Raw genomic sequence first — 19,519 nt, forward strand, 5'->3', positions numbered from 1 at the left:
GTTTGAAGTGGTCCCGGCAAACGGCGGGAGGATGTTTCCGGGACCTCGCCTGAAAGGACCTGATGCCATGACCGCAAGACGCGACATCGAAGCCATCACCGAGCGCATCCGCCAACGTTCGAAAGCAGGCCGCGAGGCCTATCTCGGCCGCATCGCCGGCGCATCGAACCAGACCGCCAACCGGTCGGTGCTGTCCTGCGGCAACCTTGCCCATGGCTTTGCGGTCTGCAGCCCTTCGGAAAAGCTGGCGCTCGGCGCCGACAAGGTGCCCAATCTCGGCATCATCACCTCCTACAACGACATGCTGTCGGCGCATCAGCCGTTCGAGACCTACCCTGCCCTGATCAAGGAGGCCGCGCGCGAGGCCGGCGGCATCGCCCAGGTGGCCGGCGGCGTGCCGGCAATGTGCGATGGCGTCACACAAGGCCAGCCCGGCATGGAGTTGTCGCTGTTTTCGCGCGACGTGATTGCCATGGCCGCCGCGATCGGCCTGTCGCACAACATGTTCGATGCCGCCGTCTATCTCGGCGTCTGCGACAAGATCGTGCCCGGACTGGTTATCGCGGCACTGACCTTCGGCCATTTGCCGGCGGTTTTCATTCCGGCGGGGCCGATGACGACTGGGTTGCCCAATGACGAGAAAGCCAAGGTCCGCCAACTCTATGCCGAAGGCAAGGTCGGACGGCCCGAACTGCTCGAGGCGGAATCCAAATCCTATCATGGGCCGGGCACCTGCACTTTCTACGGCACGGCGAATTCCAACCAGATGCTGATGGAGATCATGGGCCTGCACACGCCCGGCGCCTCCTTCGTCAATCCCGGCACGCCGCTGCGCGAGGCGTTGACCCGTGAGGCGACGAAGCGGGCGCTGGCGATCACCGCGCTCGGCAATGCCTATACGCCGGTCGGGCGCATGATCGACGAGCGTTCCGTCGTCAACGGCGTCGTCGGCCTGCACGCCACCGGCGGCTCGACCAATCACACGATCCACCTGATCGCGATGGCGGCTGCAGCCGGCATCGCGCTGACGTGGCAGGATATTTCAGACCTCTCGGAAGCAGTGCCGCTTTTGGCACGCGTCTATCCGAACGGCCTTGCCGACGTGAACCATTTCCATGCCGCCGGCGGGCTCGGCTTCCTGATCCGCGAACTGCTCGACGAGGGCATCCTGCACGAGGATGTGCAGACCGTGTGGGGCGAGGGCCTGCGGCCCTATGCGATCGAGGCGAAACTCGGCGCCGACGGCAGCGTGGTGCGTGAAGCCGCACCCCGTGCCAGCGGCGACGAAAAAGTGCTTGCGCCGTTCAAGAAGGCATTCCAGCCGACGGGCGGCCTGAAGGTGCTTTCGGGCAATCTCGGCCACGCCGTGATCAAGACCTCCGCGGTCAAGCCGGAACGGCGCATCATCGAGGCGCCGGCCAAGGTGTTCGACAGCCAGCAGGGCCTGAACGAAGCGTTCAAGGCGGGCACGCTGACCGGCGACTTTATTGCCGTCATCCGCTTCCAGGGGCCGAAGGCCAACGGCATGCCGGAACTGCACAAGCTGACCACCGTGCTCGGCATCCTGCAGGATCGCGGCCAGCGCGTCGCGCTGGTGACCGACGGACGGATGTCAGGCGCTTCCGGCAAGGTGCCGGCGGCGATCCATGTGACGCCGGAAGCGGTCGAGGACGGGCCGATCGCCAGGATCCATGACGGCGACATCATCCGCCTCGACGCCGATGCCGGAACGCTGGAGGTGCTGGTGCCGGGGACGGAATTCGCGCTGCGCCGTGCCGCCGAAGCCGATCTCATCGGCAACGAATTCGGCTTCGGCCGCCAGTTGTTCGCGGGCTTCCGGCAGTTGGTGGGCCGCGCCGATCACGGCGCCAGCGCGTTCGGAACGGCCTGAGCTCCGGTTCCGTCCCTTCAAGGAAAAAGCGCGGCTCCAGGCCGCCCTTTTTCCTGCCAGTGGAGGCGATTACGGCTGGGCCGTGATCTCGGCGCGTTCGCCGGCTTTCACTGTCACCGGCATTTCCTTGTCGTGGCCTTCGTCGGACATGTGACGGACAACCACATAGTCGCCGGCTGGAACGGTCTGCTGCCAGGTGTCGCCATAACTCAGGCCGAGTGACTTGCGCTTGCCCTCGATATCCTTTTTCGACGACAGCACCTCGATCGAATAGGCACCAGGCGCGGACATGGCCAGCACGCCCGCATCGAGCATCACCTTGACGTCCTGATTGTCGCCGGTCTTGATGCTGAAGGGCTGCTCGACGACGGCAAGATCAAGCGTGGTGACCGCCACATAGTCATCGGGCGGCAGCCAGAACTTGCTGTCGGGGCCATAGGAATGTTCGACGCTGTCGCGGCTGCCATCGATCTTCTTCTTCGCCTTGACGATCTCGAAGCCGATGCCTGAGTTGCCGGCCTTGTCGCCGCCTGACGTGTAGTAGGCATTGAGGACGGCATGGCCGACGCCGACCACGACATCCTTTTCAATTGTCCGTCCGGCGGCCAGCTGAATGGTCTCCGTCACCGAGCCGCTGCCGATCTGAACCGTGACCTTCTGTTCACCCGCCGGGACAACGACCTTTGAGTCGCCATAGTGGGTGGTGCTGCCGCCCGGATAGGCAAAATCCAGACGGGCTTCGCTGCTGATATCGGCGCCTTGATAGGCCTTGGGATGGATGAACACGGTGCCCGCGTTCAAGGTGAAGAGCGGCTTGTAGATCTGGCCGGCCTCGATCTTGATCTTCTGCTCCACCTTGGCTTCGTCATCACGCGCCACGACAACATAGTCACCGGGGTCGAGATTGCCGTTGTAGGCGCCATATTCGGTGGTGACGGAATCGCCGCGTGAACCGTCCGACTTCGCCTTGTAGATCTCCCAGGCGTTGCCGTCGGTGATCGGCTCGCCACCTTCGGCCATCACCACGCTCGGCTGAAAATTGAACTCGGATTTCGCGGGTGCCGGCGCGGGAGCTGGCGCTGGCTCAGGCGCGGGTGCCGGCGCCGGTGCGGCGACGGTTTGGACCAGGGCTTCCTGCAGCGCCTTCCCGTCGGAGGCCTGGATGTACTTGCCGCCCGTGTTGTCGGCGAGGCAAGCAATCTGCTTGCCTTCGTCAGCGGTCAGGCCGAAGCCGACGACGTCGGCGGTGAAATCGACGCCGGATGCCTTCAACTCCTTGCCGAGCGCGCAGGGGTCGCCGCCGCAAGTCTCGAGCCCATCGGTGATGAGGACGACGGTCGCCTTGTCCTCGGTGTATTTCAGGGCTTCGGCCGCTTGCTTGACGGCAGCCGTCAACGGCGTCTTGCCGAGAAATTTCAGACTGTCGGCAGCGTCGGTGATGGCGCTTGCCGAGCCTGCCTGAGGCGGCACGATCAGCTGGATGTCCTCGCAGCTGCCCTTCTCGCGATGGCCATAGGCCATGAAGCCGATTTCTTCGTCGGCGGGAACCGATTGAAGCACGGTCCTCAGCGATTCACGAGCGATTTCGAGCTTGGGCTTGCCGCCGATTTGCGCCCACATCGAGCCGGAAGCATCGAGGATGATGATGACGCGGTTGGCGGTGAAGCCGGCCGTCGTCATGACAAACAGGAGGATCGCCGCAGCGACGCCTCGCGCAAATACCGCCATCGAAATCTCCTGAGTTAGCCCCCTCGTCCGCACCGGGAAGCTATTGGACACCGCGTCCGGACACAAGCCCGGCACGCGCCAAGTCGCTCATGCGCCCGGCGTCGGGTGGGGCATCGCCGCGAAGCGGCTCAGTAGGTGGTGCGGCGCTCTTCGGAAGGCGGCCGGCCAAACTGCAGCCGGTAGCTCTGGGCAAAATAGGAATGCGAGGTGAAGCCGGTCGCGATCGCCACATCTAGGATCGGCATGTTGGTCTGGCGCAGCAATTCGCGTGCCCGCTCCAGCCGCAACCGCATGTAGTAGCGGCCGGGGGTGACATTGAGGTGGCGCAGGAACAGGCGCTCCACCTGGCGCACCGAAAGGCCGGCCGACTTGGCAAGCTGCACCGCCGAGAGCGGCTCGTCGAGGTGATCGGCCATCAGTTCGACGATGCGCCGCAGCTTCTCCGACTTGCCGGTCAGGTCGCGCTCCGGCCCGACGCGCTGCCGGTCGCCAGCCGAGCGGATGCGCTCATGCTGGAATTGGTTGGCAACGCCATTGGCGAGGTTCGAGCCGAAATCGCCGCGCACGATCTCGAGCATCAGGTCGATCGAGGTGGTGCCGCCGGCGCAGGTGTAGCGCTTGCGGTCGATCTCGAAGACATTGCCGGTGCAATTGATATCGGGGAAACGCTCCATGAAGCCGGCGCGGTTTTCCCAATGGATGGTGCAGCGATAACCGTCGAGCTGGCCGGCCTCGGCCAGCAGGTAGGATCCGACTGACAGCGCGCCAAGCGCATTGCCGCGCCGGCCCCAACTGCGCAACGCCGCCAGAACCTTGCTCTTGCCGGGGAATTCCGTCGTCAGGCCGACCGAGACGAAGAGGATGTCGACCGGCGGCAGGTCGGCGACGCTGTAGTCGATCTTCAGCGGCAGGCCGTTGGACGCCATCACCGGATCGCCGTCGGCCGACACCGTGGTCCAGCCATAGAAATCGCGACCAAGCAGACGGTTCGCCGAGCGGAACGTGTCGATCGCGGCCGCCAGCGAGAACATGGAAAACTTGTCGACCAGCAGGAAGGCGAACTGCCGGCCGCCCTGAACAGGATCAGTCGTGACCGGCCGTTCCGGGGAAATGGTGGGGTTAGGCAAAGCTGCGGCTTTCAGGGTCAACCCGGCTCAGAAGGAGGGCCGTTTCAACCCGGCCGCAAGGTAGGCCGAAGCTAACGTATTGGCCATCAGCATGGCAATGGTCATCGGCCCGACTCCACCTGGCACCGGCGTGATGGCGCCTGCCATCTTGGCCGCTTCGGCATAGGCGACATCGCCGACGAGGCGCGACTTGCCCTCGCCTTTCTCGGGCGCGGGAACGCGGTTGATGCCGACATCAATGACGGTGGCGCCGGGCTTCACCCAATGCCCCTTGATCATCTCCGGGCGACCGACGGCGGCGACAAGGATATCGGCCGTGCGGGCGAGCGCCGGCAGGTCCTTGGTGCGGCTGTGGGCGATGGTGACGGTGCAGTTGGCGGCAAGCAGCAGATTGGCCATCGGCTTGCCGACGATGTTGGAACGGCCGACGACGACGGCGTTGAGGCCGGACAAATCCTTGCCGCGCACGCGCTCGATCAGAAGCATCGAGCCCGCGGGCGTGCAGGGAACAAAAGCCGTGTCGAGTTCGCCGGTGCCGAGCTTGCCGACATTGATGAAATGGAAGCCGTCGACGTCCTTCTGTGGCGCGATGGCCTGGATGATCTTGCCGGCGTCGATATGGGCAGGCAGCGGAAGCTGCACCAGGATGCCGTTGATCTCAGGATCGGCGTTGAGCTCCCCGATGATCTCAAGCAGCGCTTGCTCGGAGGTCTCGGCCGGCAGCGTGTGTTGCAGCGAATGAAAGCCGCATTCCTTGGCGGTGCGGGATTTGGATGCGACATAGACCTGGCTCGCCGGATCCTCGCCAACGATGACCACGGCCAGACCGGGTTTGGCATTGCCTTTGGCGACCAGCTCGGCGGTCAGGGTCTTCACCGTCCGCACCACGTCTTCGGCAACGCTTTTTCCGTCGATCACTTCAGCCATGAACCACCCTCAACACCGTTTCGCCCAACGCCACGTTCAGAAAACACAATGCGGCGCCGGCAATATGCAGCGCGGCATTGTCACGAAAATTCGGGCACGCAATCCCGTCAAAGCGCCGTCCCATGCCGTTTACGCGAAACCGGAATGGTTTTGTTCGGCCTCGGCAACCTATCTTGTGGCTCAGAAGTAGCGGCGGCGGGCGCGGCTCTCGGCGAGTTCGCGGACCGCTTCGCGGAACTCCCGCAGGCTGGCGCGAATTTCGTCGATCGGCGCCTGTTCGGCACCTTCCTCGACTTGCGAGGGTTCTACCGGCGGCTGCACGGGGTAGGCCGACGGTTGCGGCGATGCGGGGGGCTGCGGTGGATACGGTATGTGCCCGGCATAGGGTGCTGCCATGGCCTGAGTGTAGGGGTAGCCTACCGGCGATCGCGCCTGCCACGGCCGCATCCGCGGATACCCCGCCTGCTGTGCATGGGGATAGGGCGGCGGAGTCGGATAGACCGATTGCAGCGGCAGCAGGGGTGACCGCGACGGCGGCCCCATCGGCCTGGAATAAGTCGTATCGAAGCCTGGGGGAAACGGCCGCGGATAGTCCGACACCACTGGCCGAGGCATGAAGACTGAATCCGGATTCGGGTGGCCGGAGGGCATGGCGGCATCCGCCCCCCGCGCGTTTTCACCAAAGCCGGCTAACGCGCTGGAAATGCCGTCGTCAGCCTCGTCGGATGGCTTGCGGGACAGGGCATTGCGCAGCCTCGCCATCAACGCACGGCCGACACCGGAGGCAACACCCGGGAGCAGGCCGGCTAGCGCAATCAAGGCACGCGAAGGGCCCTTCGCCTCGAGCGGCGCGAACGCCTTGGAGATCACATTCATGTTGGCGGTGTTGATGTCCTTCTGTTCGCCGGTTTCCTTGGCGCGCAGCAGGAACTGTTCATAGACGGTGCGCTTGGCGGCGGCCTCACGCTCCAGTTGGCGCATCGACACGAGGTCGTCGTGCTGTGCAGTCGCTCCCGGCTGTCCGTCCGGCCGGAGACGCTCTGTTTCGACGGCCGGCAGTGTCGGGTCCGTCCGCGCCTCCCGCCGTGAACGGGCCAGGCGATGGCGCGTGGCGGCGTCTTCGCGCCATGCCGGATCCGCTCGGTCCCCTATCGAGACCAGGGACGCGTCCTTGCCGTCCTCACCGCGTATGGCCTGGCCGAGCGCCAGCAATGAACGCTCGCGCCTCCAGTCTTCACGGTTTTCCCTGTCGACCATTATCTTGGAGCTTCACTCTTTGGCCGCCTGGCGGCGGCGGTCGGCCATTCGTTAAGCCACGCTAAACAAGCATAGGAAACAAAAGGTTAACTTTGGCAGGCCAGTGCATAAGCTTTTCATAACCTCAAGCACTGGATGGCAGTGCATTCGGTCCTCGGAATGGCACGCTAAGCTTTCCCGCCTATCGCTCCCAGCACACGAACGATCGCGATGCGCGATCATCGCGTCCGTGCTGACAGGGCTTTCCCGCTGAGGCGCGAACGTCTATGCAGAGCCTTCCTTGGGAGGGTTCCATGACGATCAGGCTCATTCTCGCCGGCTGCGGCAATATGGGTTACGCGATGCTCTCGGGCTGGCTGAAATCCGGCAAGCTTTCGCCGTCGACGGTTTTCGTGGTCGAGCCCAATGCCGATTTGCGCAACCGCGCCGCCGCACTCGGCTGCGGCACGGCAGCGGATGCCGGCGGCATTCCAGCCGACGCCGTGCCTGATCTCGTCGTCGTCGCGGTGAAGCCGCAGGTGATCCGCGACGTCACCGCCGCCTACAAGCGTTTCGGCGACGGCCGCACGACTTTCGTCAGCATCGCCGCCGGCACGCCGGTCGCCACCTTCGAGGAGATCCTGGGCAGCCGCGCGCCGATCGTGCGCTGCATGCCCAACACGCCGGCGGCGATCGGCAAGGGCATGATGGTGGTGTTTTCCAACCCCCTGGTATCCGACGATGCCAAGCGTTTCGTCGTCGACCTGCTGTCGGCCAGCGGCGAAGTGGCCACCATCGATGATGAAGGCCTGATGGACGCAGTGACCGCCGTCTCCGGATCGGGTCCGGCCTATATCTTCCATTTCATCGAGGCGCTGACCGTGGCCGCCGAGAAGGCCGGCTTGCCCCCGGCAACCGCCAGGCTGCTCGCCATGCAGACCGTCCATGGCGCCGCCTCGCTCGCCGCCGAAAGCAACGAGGAACCGGGCGTGCTGCGCCAGCAGGTGACCAGCCCGAACGGGACGACAGCGGCAGCGCTGGCTGTGCTGATGGGCGAAGACCGGCTGACCAACCTGCTGATAGAGGCCGTCGAGGCGGCGCGGCTGCGGTCGATCGAACTGGGGAAGTAACCCTCAACCCGCGCCGTAAAGCATCTCATCCTGCAGCCGGCGCAAGGCGAACAGCTTCGTCGTCTGGTCGGGGGCGGCATTGTCAGTGGTCAGCAATTCGCCTTTGCCGACCGGCTTCAACACCTTGCCACCCTCGAGCAGGCCGACCGGCACGGCGCACCGGGCGCGGGCTTCGCCGACGGTCATGGTCCAGGACCGGTAGCAGGTCTCGCCGATCGCATCGAAGGTCTCGCCGGGGGTCAGGTCCCGCTTGGCGACGGCACAGACTTCGGCGACGGGCCTTGGCAGCGGCACCATGTCTGGCTTGCCGGAAAGCACGATGCGGGCGGCGGTCAGCGGCACTTCCAGCGACGTCAGATGATAGGGCCGGAACAGGCTGTAGTAGGGGCCATGGCCGATATGCAAATCGTCCATGCGCTCGATAATGCGCGGATGCGTCGCCTCGACAATGACGAAGACACCGGGCGCCACGCCCTTGCCGATGGTGTAGTCGACGACGCCCTTTTTGGTGAGGAGCCCGCCATCCTGGCGCGGGATCAGCACTTTGGCGAGGTCGTCGCGGTCGGCCTTGGGGCCGTGCATGCCGGGCACATCAGGCACCAGGCCGGTGGCGTTGGCGATCGCGCACATCTCGACCATGGTCTTGGAGCCGTCGACGAACTCGACCAGCATGCGCGGGTTCATGTTGCGACGGATCGCTTCCTCGCGATAGTCGTCGGGCACGGCGTCGCGGTTGAGTGGGTTGTTCTTGCCCTTGCCGGCCGAGACGATCGTCAGGCCAAGGGCGGAGGCGAACTCGATCAACTCCATGCAACTCGACGGCTCGTCGCCGGCGCCGACCGAATAGACGACGCCAAGCCGGTCGGCCTGCTGCTTGAGGTAGCAGCCGATGGTGACGTCGGCCTCGACATTCATCATCACCAGATGCTTGCCATGCTCCATCGCCATCAGGTCGAAATCGGCGGCGACGCCAGGCTTGCCGGTGGCGTCGATGACGACATCGATCAGGGGATTGGTGACCAGCATCTCGTTGGAGGTGATGGCGATCCTGCCGCTCTCGATGGCGCCGGTGACTTTCGATGCGGTGTCGGCCTCGACCGCCATCGCCTCGTCGCCATAGGCGATGCGGATGGCGTCACGCGCCGTGTGCGGACGGCGGGTGGAGACGGCGCAAACGGAGATGCCAGGCATCAGCATGCCTTGCGTGACTAGGTCGGTGCCCATTTCGCCCGAGCCGATGACGCCGATGCGCACCGGGCGATCCTCGGCGGCACGGCTGGCGAGATCACGGGCAAGCCCGGTCAAGGCGACGTTGGTCATGCAGGGATGTCCACAGCTTCTTGATTGCTCGCCGGATTAGCAGGGGCCGGCCATCTGTGCCAACGAAACCGGCCTCGCCCGGCATTTCAGCCGAAATTGACCGAGAAAACGCGCCTTCGCTTTGGTCGATTGGCCCAAAGGGCCTGACCTTCAACGCCCAGCAGGCAAAGGCGACCGAAGTACCGGGGCTGGCGGACGGCGTCGACTTCATCGTCGCCACCACGCCGATCTCGGCTTCGGTGACCAAGCCGGTCATCAAGGGCCTCGCCTTCCTCACCGGCATCGGCAAGGACAAGGTGCTCGACGAGATCGAAGCGGAGCTGCGCAAGTAGGGCGCCGACGACGCGGTCCTGGCGACGGGCTTGGCCTCAAACCACCCTGACGTAGCTCGTCATGCCCGATTTCTGGTGCTCAATGATGTGGCAGTGCAGCAGCCAGTCGCCCAGATTGTCGGCGACGAAGCCCAGGCTCACCTTCTCGTTGGGCTGGATGAGATAAGTATCCGAAATCAGCGGTTGAACCGGTCGTGTCGACGACGACAGCACCTTGAAGCTCATGCCGTGCAGATGCATCGGATGCGATTGCGGCGTCAGGTTCTCCATGTCGATGACATAGCTTTTGCCGAGCTTCAGTTCGGCCAGCGGCGCGGTCGGGTCCGGCGTGTCGCCTGGCCACGGCACCTTGTTGATCGCCCAGAAACCGTAGCCGAGCGAACCGCAGATACCGTTGCTCGGAATGTTTTCCGCCGTGGCGCTGAGCGCCAGGGAAATATGCTGCGCGCTGGTCAGATCGACATCCGCCACCGGATTGACCTCCAGCGGCGCAATATCGCGGATGTCTCGCCTGAGCGAGCTGCCCGCCGCGCGCAGGGTCGTCAGGATTTTGGGCTTCGTGCCCCTGACATCCCGCAGGCTGACGACAGCGCCCTCCTCGTCCGGCATGCGGATGGCGAGTTCCATGCGCTGTCCCGGGCCAAGCAGCAGGGCATCGGGCAAAAAACGCTCAGGCACCGGGTTGCCGTCGAGTGCCATGACGTCAGCCTCCGCTCCATCGACTCGGAAGGCGTAGATGCGGGTGACATCGGTGATGGCGACGCGCAGCCGCACCAGCCCGCCGGCCGGCGCGTCATATTGCGGCTGGTCGTGCCAGTTGGCGGTGCGCACCGTGCCGTAGGTGCCGGTTCTGGCGGCATCGCGCGGCCGGAACTGGTCGATGAACTGGCCATCGTCGCCGAGCCGCCAGTCGCGCAGGTTGAGGACAAATTCGGCGTCGAATTTCGGATCGTTCGGGTTCTCGACCACGATCACGCCGGTCAGGCCCTGGCCCATCTGCTCCAGCGTGTTGCAATGCGGGTGGTACCAGAAGGTGCCGGCGTCGGGAGGCGTGAAGGCGTAGTCGAAATGATCGCCGGTGTAGACGTAGGGCTGGACCAGGAACGGCACGCCATCCATCTTGTTCGGCAGGCGGATGCCGTGCCAGTGGATGGTTGTCGGATCGTCGATGGCGTTGACCAGGCGCGCGGCGAAGGGCTCGCCCTTTTTCATCCTGAGCACCGGCGGCATGCCGGCGCTGCCATAGGTCAGCACATTCCTCGTCGGGCCAATGCCCATCAGCTGCGCCTGGATTTTCGCCGTCTGCAGCACCACCGGTTCAGGCGCCGCGGCGGCCCAGCCGTCGAGCCTGCCGATGGCGGCAAGCCCGACACCGCTCGCACCGGCAACCGCGGCCGTTTTGAGAAGCCCGCGACGTGTGAGTAGAGTCATTCAGCGCTCCAACCACAGGGGTGAACCCGCATCCAGTGCCGCCTTGGATCACAGGCGAGCCACCGGCGCAAATGCCGACACATTGCACATGGCGATTGCCTGAGCCATCGTTTCGAAGCAGGCGAAGATCGGATCGAAGCGGTCCGGTATCGCGCACATACATATGCATGCCACGTCCAACGCGTGCGTTCGTCGACCTATTTGAAGCTGGCGATGGGCAGGAACTTCACCGCGGAGCCGGTGAAGCGGCGGTGGTCGGACGTCTTTCCTCGCGGCTGGAACCCGTCGAGATAGACGTGCTCGGGCGCCGTACGGATGAAATTGGCGGCAATGACAGGCGCCGCTGCCGAACCCACCTTGCCGGCGATCTCGCGACCCGCCCCGAACGGCCGGCCGGCCGACGCAGCGGGCACAATGACAGGCGGGGCTTTGGCGCCACCGCGTGGCTGGACACGGTCGGCCTTGGGGCTCGCCCCGACGCGATCTTCGGGTTTCGACGCGGAGACCGGTAGCCGCTGGCCGGCCAGTCCATCGGGGCCGGCATGATGCCTTGCCAGCAAGGCAGCGATGACATCGCCGGATCCGGCCTCCGGCCGAGGCCCGGCGCTTGTCCGCGGCCGCCATGTCGGCAAGGGGATATTGAGCGACACCACGTCCGGCGCGGCGGTTGCGGCAGCGGCATTCGTGTTGCCCAAGGAAATTTCGGCATCGGCTGCCGCCGGCTTGGCAGCCGATAGTTCAGCCCGAGCCGCGGAAGCGCTGGCTGTCACGAACGGTACGGTTTCGCGGGTCGGCGTTTCGGGGACCGGAACACTCGCGATAGAAGTGGCGCGCCGTGCGAAGGCCGGCAGAGGCACCGCGCTGGGCGCCATCGCCATGACGATCGCTTCAGGCGTTTTCGCCTGCTGCTCGACTGGCGGTTCTTCAGCCGGAGCGGCGGAAGCCGTCTGGATATCCGCCCGCTGGGCCGCCTGCGGCGGCACGATGGTGATACCCTGTCCGGCCGGCCTGGTTTCAACGGACTTCGGTTCAATGGACTTCGGCTCAACGGATTTGGCCGGCTTGCGTGGCGCCGGCACCGCTTCCGCGACATCATCCGCCTCGTCCGCGCCGCGACCCAAAAGCGTCGCCAGCAGGCCACGTGCCGGCCTGCGCTCGCCGCTGTCGGCGCTTGCCAGCTCGATGTTGGGCGTGCCGGCTGCCTTGCGCGATTTGTAGGCGGCAAACGCCTGCTCGTAGCCGGGCAGCGGCTTGCCGTCGCTCGGCACATGCAGCGTGTTGCCGTTCGGGAAAACCCTGGCGAGTTCCTGACGGCTGATGCCCGGCCAATGCCGCACATTGCCGACATCCATATGGATGAAAGGCGAACCGGAGGTCGGATAATAACCGACACCGCCGCCCTGCATCCTGAGGCTGATGTCGCGCAGCTTCTTCAGCGGCACATCCGGCAGGAAGAAGTCCATCGCGCGGCCGACCATGTGCTGGCTTTCCCGGGCCACGCCCTTCGAGCGGCCGCGCAGCATGGCGTTGGTCGCCGGCGAACGATAGGCGCTGACGACATGGATGTAGGCCGTCGAGCCGCTGGCCCGATAGGCCTGCCAGACAAGGTCGAGCAGGCGCGGATCCATCCTGGTCGGCTCGTTTCGGCGCCAGTCGCGCAGCATGAAATTGATCTTCTTCAATCCCGCCTGATCGTAGCGCCCGTTGCGCTTGAAGACGATCTCGGCCTTCTCGCACGTATGGAGATGTTGGATCTTCAGGGCGCGCGTCTCCGCGAATGCAGTGGTGACGCACATGCAAAGGAACGCGACTGCAATGGCCGGCAGCCATGTCCAACGATGGGAGGCGCCATTCTGTTCGCTTTCAATCACGTTCATGCCTTGCACATTGTTCTTGTTTCGGGCGATTTAACGTCTTCCCCTGATGCGGAGCCTTCTTTCGAAGCTCTCGACCTGACAAGCAGGCTTGACCACGCAGATGGGCCATCCGTCCCACACCACGCCGATGAACAGCATCTTGGTTAACGAATCGTGTTCGTGCCCGGAATGGCTGTCCCGCAGGAGCGGATGCCCGCAATGAACCTGCTTCAGCGAAACAGATATTTCGAGACTTCCGGATTGCCGCGCCGCCACATCACATTGTCCAGGAAATAGTGGTGCACGTTGATGAATATCCAGGCGATGAAGAGGAAAAGCGACGAGCCGAGCACTGCCTTGTCGTAAGGAATGAGGTCGGCCAGCGCCATCGGCACCAGCCAGAAACCGAGCGCTCCCAGAATTGCGCCCACGATGATGAACGCCAGCACGCGCAGCCTGTATAGCGGCCCAAAAATGGACAGGAGCTTCAATGCCGGCTTCTCGACGGCATCGGCACGGTCGCGCTCGACATTGGTCTGATAGCGCCAGACCACCGCCAGATATTGCAAGGAATGCATCGCCGGCACGACGAGCAGCCAGAGCGGGTTCAATGTCACGAACAGGATCCAGGCATAGAGGGACACGACATAGGCGACAACGCCATTATAGGGCAGCGCGCCACCGTGCTTGCGCCAGCGATTGATGAACATCACGGCGGTTGCCGCCGAGGAGGCGGCGGCGATCGACATGGCGATGGTGATGAGCCACGGCGGGACCGCGAAGGTGTAGTAGTCCAAACCCCAGAACTGCCTCTGGGTGATGACCACGTTTGTCTGAAGCCATGCGAACAGCCACACGGCATAGCCGTTGACCAGCAACACCTTCTTGTCCTGATCGCCGAAGAATTTGCGCTTCAGCACGGCATCCACCATCAGCATGCCGTAGCCCTGCTTGACGTAGTGCCAGCCCACGAAAAAGCCCATCGCGTTGGTCGCATAGCCGAGCAGCCGGGTGTTCCCCGTCAATGAGCCATAGGCAAAGAAGGCAATCATCGCCAGCGGGACGACGATGCCCGCCAAAATATAGCGGATCTGCAGATTGCGGCTGTAGCCGTCGCCGCACACCTTGCGCGCGAAATTGCGATAGAAGATCTGGTATGAATGACCAAAGTGCGGCTGGTTTATGAGATGGGAAAGCAAGAACATCGTCAGCGTCACGGCAGCTTCGTATCTGAGCGGCACAAAATACAGGACCGGCAGGATCAGAAGCGCGCTTCCGCCAAGCATGAAAAAGTCGATGAACGGGCCAAAGAGATGTTTTTGCGGCGCGGCTGCGACTAAAGCCGGGGCATCCGCCGAAAGGTGAAGTGCCATGCTCCCTTCCCCTGTGAGCGTTTATTTAGCCATCGACGGGCGCGCGCGACAAGCCGTTGGCGCGTGAAAGATCGGTTTGCTGGCGCGAGGAAGGCAGACGGGCAGGATCGCGGGCGCCAAACAGCGCTGGTGCGACGCACGCCGGCGTCAAAGCGGGTAAATTCGGGATTCGGAGATAGACTGGTGCTGCGAGAGAGGATTGAACTCTCGACCTCTCCCTTACCAAGGGAGTGCTCTACCACTGAGCTACCGCAGCCGCCGATGGCGGGGCTTCTGCCATATCGAACCGACAAGCGCAAGGCCAAGAACAACGCTTCTGTGAAAGCCTTTGCCGGATAGCTTTCAATGACATGGCGGCGCCACAATCTTGGCTATCCCTGAATATCGGTTTGGCCGGTCGCCGGCCGGGACGGGACGATGAGCGGCAAGACAATTCCACCGAAAAACAGCGGCACGGACCGCAAAACCAGGCTTGCCGAGCAGTTGCGCGCCAATCTGCAGAAGCGCAAAGCGCAGTCGCGCTCGCGCCGCACCGGCGAGGCCGACCAGCGGCCGGACGGGCTCACCGCTTCCAAGGAAATGCAAAAAGATTAACTCAAATCGGCCATTCTTGGGGCGCAGCGGGCGAAATCCTATTTCTTGAACCAGACCGGCCGATGGTCTAGACGGGCCGACACTCAAACGATTGAAGCGGCCTTTTTGGCCGAGAGGGACGTTCTCCAATGGATCGCATCAGAATTGTCGGCGGCAACGAGCTTGCCGGAAGCATTCCGATATCGGGCGCGAAAAACGCAGCCCTGCCGCTGATGATCGCCTCGCTTTTGACCGACGACACGCTGACCTTGGAAAACGTGCCGCATCTGGCCGATGTCGAGCAGCTGATCCGCATCCTCGGCAATCACGGCGTCGACTATTCCGTCAATGGCCGCCGCGAGAAGCAGAATGAGGGCTATTCGCGCACCATCAACTTCTCGGCCCGCAACATCGTCGACACCACGGCGCCTTACGAGCTGGTGTCGAAGATGCGGGCGTCGTTCTGGGTGATCGGGCCGCTGCTGGCCCGCATGGGCGAGGCCAAGGTGTCGCTGCCGGGCGGCTGCGCCATCGGCACGCGCCCGGTCGACCTGTTCCTCGAAGGCCTGCAGGCGCTGGGCGCGGACATCGACGTCGACACCGGCTATGTCATCGCCAAGACCCGCAATGGCCGCCTTGTCGGCAACCGCTATGTGTTCCCGAAGGTGTCGGTCGGCGCCACCCATGTGCTGATGATGGCGGCATCGCTGGCCATGGGCGAAACGGTGCTTGAAAACGCCGCCTGCGAACCCGAGATCGTTAACCTCGCCGAATGCCTCAACGCCATGGGCGCGAAAATTTCCGGCGCCGGCACGCCTGTTATCACCATCGATGGCGTCGAAGCGTTGTCGGGCGCCCGCGTGCGCGTCATTCCCGACCGCATCGAGACCGGCACCTATGCCATGGCGGTCGCCATGACCGGCGGCGACGTCGTGCTCGAAGGCGCGCGCCCCGAGCTTTTGCAGACCGCGCTGGACGTGATTTCGCAGACCGGCGCCGAGATCACGCAGACCAATTCCGGCATCCGCGTTAAGCGCAATGGCGCCGGCATTTCGCCTGTCGACGTGACGACGGCGCCCTTCCCGGCCTTCCCGACCGACCTGCAGGCGCAGTTCATGGGCCTGATGACCATGGCCAAAGGCAAGTCGCGCATCACCGAGACCATCTTCGAGAACCGCTTCATGCATGTCCAGGAACTGGCCCGGCTCGGCGCCCACATCACGCTTTCCGGCCAGACGGCGATCGTCGACGGCGTGGCCAAGCTGAAAGGCGCACCGGTGATGGCGACCGATCTTCGCGCCTCGGTGTCGCTGGTCATCGCCGGCCTGGCGGCCGAAGGCGAGACCACGGTCAACCGGGTCTACCATCTCGACCGCGGCTTCGAGCGGCTGGAGGAAAAGCTGTCCAATTGCGGCGCGGTGATCGAGCGGATTTCCGCTTAGGGAGCCCAAGGCAGCCGCTTCAAGGCGGCGTCTAATGGGCAATTGTCGCGTCGGCGCCGCCCTCATTTGCCTGTCGGCATCCGCGATCGAGATGCGTCCTTCTCCCCGTCTCTATACGGGGGAGAAGTGCCCGGCAGGACGATGAGGGGCAATGCAAAGCTGAGGCGATTGTCCTGGCGCAGAACCCCTATCGCGGTTGCGTGCTTCGAAAAGACCGCCTAGAGCCTGTTTTGTCTGAGCATGATCTTTGCCAAAAACCGATTTCCACTTTTTGGGATCATGCTCTAACAGAAGGCTGAACAGTCAACTTTCAGGTGCGAAATCCGCATGAATGCCCTCAAGCTTATCGCGCTCGACGACCAGGACCTGGGCATCGTCTCGGCCCATGTCCAGGATGCCGTGATGAAAGTTTCCGACCTCCAATATCTGCCGTCGGCCAAGCGTTTCGTGCTGACCATGAACCGCTTCGTCTGGGAGGCGAAGTCAGGCCTGTTTCGCCAGCATAACGAGCGGCGCCAGGCGGTGCTGCATTTCGACCGGGTGCTGGGCGCCAAGACCAACGGCATTGCCCGCGACAAGCCGGCCGAGGTGCTGTCCCTGCTGGCCATCAGCTTCATCGAGATCAGCAAGCCCGCGGGCATCGTCGAGCTGATCTTTTCAGGCGGCGGCACCATCATGCTCGATGTCGAGTGCATCGAGGCCCGCCTTGCCGACATCGGCGGCGCGTGGGAAGCCACGTCACGTCCCGTGCACAGGGCTTGAGCGTCTCATGGCCATCACGCTTCGCCACTCCGACGCCGATTTCGAGCAGCGTTTCGCCGCCTTCCTCACCACCAAGCGGGAAGTGTCCGCCGACGTCGAGGCCGCGGTGCGCGAGATCATCGCGCGGGTACGCGCCGAGGGCGACGCGGCGCTGATCGACTATTCCAGCCGATTCGACCGCGCCGACCTCAAAAGCATCGGCATTGCCGTAACGAAGGAAGAAATCGCCAGCGCCTATGAGGGCGCCGATAGGGGGACGATAAAGGCGCTGGAATTCGCGCGCGACCGGATCCACGCCTATCATGAGCAGCAACTTCCGAAGGACAATCGCTACACGGATGGCGCGGGCGTCGAGCTCGGCTGGCGCTGGACGGCGATCGAAGCCGTCGGCCTCTATGTGCCGGGCGGCACCGCAAGCTATCCAAGCTCCGTGCTGATGAATGCCATACCGGCCAAGGTTGCCGGCGTCGAACGCATCGCCATCTGCGTGCCTGCCTCCGGCGGCGCCATACCGCCGCTGGTGCTGGTGGCGGCCGACATATCAGGCGTTTCCGAAATCTACCGGGTCGGCGGAGCGCAGGCGATCGCGGCCCTTGCCTATGGCACCGAAACGATCCGTCCGGTGGCCAAGGTCGTCGGCCCCGGCAATGCCTATGTGGCGGCGGCCAAGCGGCAGGTTTTCGGCACGGTCGGTATCGACATGATCGCCGGCCCCTCGGAGGTGCTCGTGGTGGCCGACGGCGACAACGATCCGGACTGGATCGCCGCCGATCTGCTGGCCCAGGCAGAACACGATGTATCGGCGCAATCGATCCTGATCACCGACGATCCGGCCTTCGGCAAGGCGGTCGAACGGGCCGTCGAACGCCAGTTGCAGAGCCTGCCGCGCGGCGAGACGGCCGCGGCGAGCTGGCGTGATTTCGGCGCGGTGATCGAAGTTCCGACCATCGAGGCCGCACTGCCGCTGGTCGACCGCATCGCGGCCGAGCATGTCGAGCTGGCCATCGACGATGCCGAAGGCTTCCTGTCGCGGATGCGCAATGCCGGCGCCGTCTTTCTCGGCCGCCACACACCGGAAACCATCGGCGATTATGTCGGCGGCTCCAATCACGTGCTGCCGACCGCACGCTCGGCGCGGTTCTCGTCGGGCCTGTCGGTGCTCGACTTCGTCAAGCGCACCTCGGTGCTCAGACTTGGACCGGAGCAGTTGCGCGTTCTGGCGCCGGCGGCGATCGCGCTCGCCAAGGCGGAAGGGCTCGATGCGCATGGCCGCTCCGTCGCCATACGGTTGAACATGTAGGCCGATATGACGGGCTCCGATCAAACCCGCGCAAAACTGATCGATGTCGAACTCGATGAATCGATCGGCCGTTCGACGCCCGATGTCGAGCATGAGCGGGCGGTGGCGATCTTCGACCTGATCGAGGAGAACAGTTTCCAGCCCATCAATGACAGCGGCACGGGCCCCTACCGCCTGAAACTGTCGCTGGCCGAACAGCGCCTGGTCTTCGCCGTGGCGCGCGAGGACGGCACCGCGGTGGTCACCCACATCCTGTCGCTGACGCCGCTGCGGCGCATCGTCAAGGATTACTACATGATCTGCGAAAGCTATTACGACGCGATCCGCTCCTCGACGCCGAGCCATATCGAAGCGATCGACATGGGCCGCCGCGGCCTGCACAATGAGGGCTCGCAGACGCTGATGGACCGGCTCTCCGGCAAGATCGACATCGACTTCGACACGGCGCGACGGCTGTTCACGCTGGTCTGCGTGTTGCACTGGCGGGGCTAGTCCTGGCACCCGGCGCCCTGCCCCGCTCGATCCTGTTCCTGTGCGGCATGAATGCCGTGCGCTCGCCGATGGCCGAGCAACTGGCGCGCCGGATGCTGCCCGCCACCGTTTTCGTCGCCTCGGCCGGCGTGCGCGCCGGCGAGCGCGACCCGTTCGTCGATGCCGTGCTTGCCGAGGAAGGCCTGTCGCTGGACGACCGTCACCCGAGGACGCTGGACGATCTCGAGGACGACTATTTCGATCTGATCGTGACGCTGGCGCCGGAGGCGCACCACGCCGCGCTCGAGCTCACCCGCTCGCTCGCCGTCGAGGTCGAATATTGGCCGACGCCGGACCCGACCGATGCCGACGGCACGCGCGAACAGATCATGGCGGCCTATCGCGATGTGCGCGAGCGGCTGAAGTTGCGCATAAGCCGACGTTTTTTGCTTCCAGAAGCAAAAAACGCGACGGATTAAGCGTGTTCACAAGCGCACGATTATCATATAGGTTCCGCCGAAATTCCGGCTGGAGTCGGATGATTTGGGGTCTGTTCGACCTGAAATCCGAATCCGCCTCCAGGTCAAAGAGTAGAGCATGATGTTGTCCGAAAACCGCTT

Annotated in this window: 17 protein-coding genes and 1 tRNA gene; 9 read left to right on the forward strand and 9 right to left on the reverse strand. The window is 64.1% G+C overall.

What is annotated here, in order from left to right:
* The first annotated feature begins 67 nt into the window (after positions 1-67).
* Complete coding sequence (gene edd / locus FJ934_RS14585; protein ID WP_140610309.1) at positions 68-1,891, forward strand: phosphogluconate dehydratase; 1,824 nt, start codon at positions 68-70, stop codon at positions 1,889-1,891.
* Between the two features lie 69 nt (positions 1,892-1,960).
* On the opposite strand, the gene FJ934_RS14590 is transcribed toward edd, so the two are convergent.
* The 4 genes from FJ934_RS14590 to FJ934_RS14605 form a co-directional block, all read right to left on the reverse strand.
* Positions 1,961-3,619 (reverse strand): VWA domain-containing protein, encoded by a 1,659-nt coding sequence (locus tag FJ934_RS14590; RefSeq protein WP_140610310.1) that lies wholly within the window; start codon positions 3,617-3,619, stop codon positions 1,961-1,963.
* 128 nt (positions 3,620-3,747) lie between these two features.
* Positions 3,748-4,746, reverse strand: a complete 999-nt coding sequence (locus FJ934_RS14595; protein ID WP_115144991.1) for a GlxA family transcriptional regulator — start codon at positions 4,744-4,746, stop codon at positions 3,748-3,750.
* 27 nt (positions 4,747-4,773) lie between these two features.
* On the reverse strand, positions 4,774-5,673 hold the full coding sequence (gene folD / locus FJ934_RS14600) for a bifunctional methylenetetrahydrofolate dehydrogenase/methenyltetrahydrofolate cyclohydrolase FolD (RefSeq protein WP_140610311.1): 900 nt from the start codon (positions 5,671-5,673) through the stop codon (positions 4,774-4,776).
* A 180-nt stretch (positions 5,674-5,853) separates the two neighbouring features.
* The gene (locus tag FJ934_RS14605) at positions 5,854-6,930 is read right to left on the reverse strand and encodes a GNVR domain-containing protein (RefSeq protein ID WP_140610312.1); all 1,077 of its coding nucleotides are present in this window, start codon (positions 6,928-6,930) and stop codon (positions 5,854-5,856) included.
* A 293-nt stretch (positions 6,931-7,223) separates the two neighbouring features.
* On the opposite strand from FJ934_RS14605, the gene proC reads away from it, so the two are divergent.
* Positions 7,224-8,039 (forward strand): pyrroline-5-carboxylate reductase, encoded by an 816-nt coding sequence (gene proC, locus FJ934_RS14610; protein WP_140610313.1) that lies wholly within the window; start codon positions 7,224-7,226, stop codon positions 8,037-8,039.
* A 3-nt stretch (positions 8,040-8,042) separates the two neighbouring features.
* Here proC and FJ934_RS14615 read toward each other — a convergent pair whose 3' ends face one another.
* The gene (locus FJ934_RS14615; RefSeq protein ID WP_140610314.1) at positions 8,043-9,359 is read right to left on the reverse strand and encodes an NAD(P)H-dependent oxidoreductase; all 1,317 of its coding nucleotides are present in this window, start codon (positions 9,357-9,359) and stop codon (positions 8,043-8,045) included.
* An 83-nt stretch (positions 9,360-9,442) separates the two neighbouring features.
* Between FJ934_RS14615 and FJ934_RS14620 the strand changes: the two genes are divergently transcribed.
* Positions 9,443-9,691 (forward strand): PTS galactitol transporter subunit IIB, encoded by a 249-nt coding sequence (locus FJ934_RS14620; protein WP_246671514.1) that lies wholly within the window; start codon positions 9,443-9,445, stop codon positions 9,689-9,691.
* Between the two features lie 36 nt (positions 9,692-9,727).
* Here FJ934_RS14620 and FJ934_RS14625 read toward each other — a convergent pair whose 3' ends face one another.
* The 4 genes from FJ934_RS14625 to FJ934_RS14640 all read right to left on the reverse strand — a co-directional run bounded on the left by FJ934_RS14625 (position 9,728) and on the right by FJ934_RS14640 (position 14,607).
* On the reverse strand, positions 9,728-11,122 hold the full coding sequence (locus FJ934_RS14625) for a multicopper oxidase family protein (protein WP_140610315.1): 1,395 nt from the start codon (positions 11,120-11,122) through the stop codon (positions 9,728-9,730).
* Between the two features lie 197 nt (positions 11,123-11,319).
* Complete coding sequence (locus tag FJ934_RS14630) at positions 11,320-12,999, reverse strand: DUF882 domain-containing protein (protein WP_140610316.1); 1,680 nt, start codon at positions 12,997-12,999, stop codon at positions 11,320-11,322.
* 209 nt (positions 13,000-13,208) lie between these two features.
* The gene (locus FJ934_RS14635; protein WP_140610317.1) at positions 13,209-14,351 is read right to left on the reverse strand and encodes a hypothetical protein; all 1,143 of its coding nucleotides are present in this window, start codon (positions 14,349-14,351) and stop codon (positions 13,209-13,211) included.
* A 181-nt stretch (positions 14,352-14,532) separates the two neighbouring features.
* Positions 14,533-14,607: transfer RNA gene (locus FJ934_RS14640), tRNA-Thr, on the reverse strand.
* Positions 14,608-14,768: 161 nt separating this feature from the next.
* Between FJ934_RS14640 and FJ934_RS14645 the strand changes: the two genes are divergently transcribed.
* The 6 genes from FJ934_RS14645 to FJ934_RS14670 all read left to right on the forward strand — a co-directional run bounded on the left by FJ934_RS14645 (position 14,769) and on the right by FJ934_RS14670 (position 19,378).
* Positions 14,769-14,945 (forward strand): hypothetical protein, encoded by a 177-nt coding sequence (locus FJ934_RS14645; protein ID WP_140610318.1) that lies wholly within the window; start codon positions 14,769-14,771, stop codon positions 14,943-14,945.
* A gap of 128 nt (positions 14,946-15,073) precedes the next feature.
* A complete protein-coding gene (gene murA / locus FJ934_RS14650; RefSeq protein WP_140610319.1) occupies positions 15,074-16,366 on the forward strand; it encodes a UDP-N-acetylglucosamine 1-carboxyvinyltransferase in 1,293 nt (430 codons plus the stop codon).
* Between the two features lie 327 nt (positions 16,367-16,693).
* The gene (locus FJ934_RS14655) at positions 16,694-17,128 is read left to right on the forward strand and encodes a DUF2948 family protein (protein ID WP_140610320.1); all 435 of its coding nucleotides are present in this window, start codon (positions 16,694-16,696) and stop codon (positions 17,126-17,128) included.
* A gap of 7 nt (positions 17,129-17,135) precedes the next feature.
* Entirely contained in the window at positions 17,136-18,428 is a 1,293-nt protein-coding gene (gene hisD / locus FJ934_RS14660; protein ID WP_140610321.1) for a histidinol dehydrogenase, read from the forward strand.
* 6 nt (positions 18,429-18,434) lie between these two features.
* Positions 18,435-18,920 carry a UPF0262 family protein gene (locus FJ934_RS14665; RefSeq protein ID WP_140610322.1) on the forward strand — a complete coding sequence of 162 codons (486 nt, stop codon included), beginning with the start codon at positions 18,435-18,437 and terminating at the stop codon, positions 18,918-18,920.
* Positions 18,908-19,378: a low molecular weight phosphatase family protein gene (locus FJ934_RS14670; RefSeq protein ID WP_140610323.1), complete on the forward strand. Its 471-nt coding sequence runs from the start codon at positions 18,908-18,910 to the stop codon at positions 19,376-19,378. Before FJ934_RS14665 ends, FJ934_RS14670 begins: the two co-directional genes overlap by 13 nt.
* Positions 19,379-19,519: the final 141 nt, after the last annotated feature.

Origin of the sequence: Mesorhizobium sp. B2-4-12 (assembly GCF_006441575.1) — a bacterium.
Classification (GTDB): domain Bacteria; phylum Pseudomonadota; class Alphaproteobacteria; order Rhizobiales; family Rhizobiaceae; genus Mesorhizobium.